General features: G+C 70.6%; 3 protein-coding genes and 1 pseudogene. 1 reads left to right on the top strand and 3 read right to left on the bottom strand.

Annotated features, from left to right (window positions below; translation table 11 throughout):
* Positions 1–1138: flavin monoamine oxidase family protein (locus tag B2869_RS10050; RefSeq protein ID WP_292765852.1), on the top strand; the 1138-nt coding region annotated here is incomplete at its 5' end.
* Here the strand turns inward: B2869_RS10050 and B2869_RS10045 are convergent.
* The 3 genes and pseudogenes from B2869_RS10045 to B2869_RS10035 all read right to left on the bottom strand — a co-directional run.
* Positions 1129–1854 carry a Pr6Pr family membrane protein gene (locus B2869_RS10045; RefSeq protein WP_021198400.1) on the bottom strand — a complete coding sequence of 242 codons (726 nt, stop codon included), beginning with the start codon at positions 1852–1854 and terminating at the stop codon, positions 1129–1131. The two genes, B2869_RS10050 and B2869_RS10045, sit on opposite strands and share 10 nt — an antisense overlap.
* Positions 1855–1946: 92 nt before the next feature.
* Complete coding sequence (locus B2869_RS10040) at positions 1947–2336, bottom strand: DoxX family protein (protein WP_292765848.1); 390 nt, start codon at positions 2334–2336, stop codon at positions 1947–1949.
* Between the two features lie 29 nt (positions 2337–2365).
* Positions 2366–2596: pseudogene (locus B2869_RS10035) on the bottom strand (ribonuclease HI); the annotation flags it as partial.

Genomic DNA, 2596 nt, shown 5'->3' with positions numbered 1-2596 from the left:
AGGCGTGCTGGCCGGCACGCGCCTCGCGCTGGGGAAGCCCGTCGACGGGCGCCTGTTCTTCGCGGGGGAGGCGACGGATGAGGATGCTCCCGGAACGGTGCGCGGCGCGATCGGCTCCGGTGCGCGCGCGGCCGAGGAACTCCTGATCCCGGCGACCTCGGGAGAGCGTGTCGCCGTCGTCGGCGCAGGGCTCGCCGGAGCCACCGCTGCCGCTCTGCTCGCCGAGGGAGGGCTGGAGGTGACGGTCTTCGAGGCCAGGGATCGCGTCGGTGGGCGGGTCTACTCCCGCGTCGACGAATCGTGGCCCGTGCCGGTGCAGCTCGGCGCCTGGCTCTTCGGCCCAGACGACGCCGACGTGCTCGACCGGATGAGCGAGGGAGAGGTCGGCGTCGTCGAACTGGCCGGCGAGATCTGGCGCGGACCCGACGGAGCTGTCGACCCGGTCGACCCTCAGCCCTTCGACGCGGCGATCACGACGGCACAGGCCGCGCCCGAAGACTCCTCGGTGGCTGATGCTCTGACCGCCGCCGGAATCGATACCGCCGACCCCGCGACGACTGCGCTGCTCGCGATCCTCGCCGCCCGCACCGGTGCCGGAGCCGACGAACTGTCCAGCTGGTTCGCGCCGCCACTGCCGACAGGAGACCCGAAGGCGGCGACCGGCGACGTCACGCCGTTCATCGAGCAGGCCCTGGACGGCGTCAAGGTGGGGCTCAACTCCCCGGTCGCTCGCCTCGCGTACGACGACTCCGGAGTGAGCGTGCGCCTCGGTACCGGAGAGGCGCTGTCGTTCGACCGTGTGCTCGTGACCGTGCCGCTGGGTGTGCTCCAGGACCGCAGCATCGAGTTCGACCCACCCCTGCCGTTCTCCAACCGCGGTGCGGTGTCGGCCCTCGGCATGGGCGCGATCGAGACCGTGTGGCTGCGGTGGGACGAGCCGTTCTGGGAGAACGAAGAGGCGATCTGGCACGCGGTCGGCGCCGATGTGGTGATCCCGACCTGGATCAACCTGCGACCCGCGACCGGCGAGAACGTGCTCGTGGGCATCGTGGGAGGTGCCGCGGCCGCCGAGTTCGCGAAGCTCGACGAGGACGAGGCCATCGAAGCGGCCCTCGCCTCGCTGGCCCTCTACGTCTGACCGATACGTTCACCGATCGGCGCCTGCTCGGGTGTTGGGGTCTCGGAGCTCGCGTCGACGTCCACGCGCAGTCGTCTCGGCAGCGGCATGCGGCTGACGAGCACGAGGACGGTGGCGACCGCGGCGAAGGTGCCGAGAGCGATCGCCGACGAGAGGATGAACTCCATCGGGCCGCTCACCTGTCGCGGGTCGAGGAAGTAGTACGGATACCAGCCGATGAGCGGCCCGCGGATCATGGTGGCGACACCCCAGATCACCGGGTAGGCGAGCGTCACCGGAATCACCCGCCAGGGGACGGAGCGGTGTCCGGGGGCCAGCGCCCACGCTGCCACCGTCACGGCGGGGAGCCAGAAGTGCAGCACCTGATCCGACCAGGGGACATCGATGCGGATGCCGCGGATGCCGGCCTGCCAGACCAGGATGGCGAACACGAGTCCGGCGGTGATCGTCCAGGTCAGCACGAGCGCCAGGGCGACCGTGAGCCAGCGCGGATCGCGAGCCGTGCGCAGGGCGATGACCCCCGCGATGCTCAGCAGCACCACGAACGCGATGTTCGACTGGTTGGTCAGATATGCGAAGAAGTTCTGGCTCGCGATGGTGTTCGACGCCAGTCCCCAGGCGAGTCGATGGATGAGTGCGACCAGGCAGACGGCGGCAGCGCCGAGGCGGAGCAGGCCGAAGACGGTGCGGGCCTTCACCGCTGCGTCACCACCCATTCCGTCATCAGCCGAGTCTACGGACCGCAGCTCGGAGGACCCGTCATGCGCGGAGGGTCAGCGTTCTGGTGGTGGAGAGGGCGTGGCGTGAGTCAGCGTCGGGGTTCGCGGGTCGACCACAGGGCCAGCGCGACGAGCACGGGCTGGAAGAACAGCCGGACGAAGCGCTTCATGTCCGTGTCGAGCCCGAATCCGTCACGGTGGTGCATCCACTGCGCCACGTTGCCGGGGAACACAGCGACGAAGAACAGGGCGGCGAACGTGCCGACCGCACGTCGGCGGCGCCGTGCCAGCAGCAGCGCGGAGCCGAGCGCGATCTCGGCCACGCCCGAGGCGAGCACCGTGGTGTCGGGGTCCAGCGGCAGCGACTCCGGCACCTGGGCCTGGAACTCCTCGCGGGCGATCGTGAGGTGCGAGACCCCCGCGAAGACGAGGGAGGCGCCGAGGAAGAGGCGACCGATGGTGCGGGCGGGAGTCGACATGATGCGAGTGTACGCCTCGGTCGCTGGGCTCAGATCAGGCGGCGGAGCGCCTCTTCGAGCGAGACGCCCTGAGCTTCGGCGCGGTCGCGCAGCCGCGCGTGCTCGTCTGCCGAGAGGGGGATACGCAGTTCGATCGGGTCGTCTTCGGGTGCATCCAGACCATCGAGGAGATCGGATGCCTCGGCCCACAGCGGCTCGGCGACGGCGGACGCAGCGGTCGGGGAGGCGGCGGAGGCCATCGTCGGCGAGGCCGCCCGAGC

This window comes from Microbacterium sp. UBA3486 (genome assembly GCF_002377845.1).
Classification (GTDB): domain Bacteria; phylum Actinomycetota; class Actinomycetes; order Actinomycetales; family Microbacteriaceae; genus Microbacterium; species Microbacterium maritypicum_A.
The sequence above is the reverse complement of the archived record's forward strand: the minus strand, read 5'-3'. Positions and strand labels throughout refer to the sequence as shown.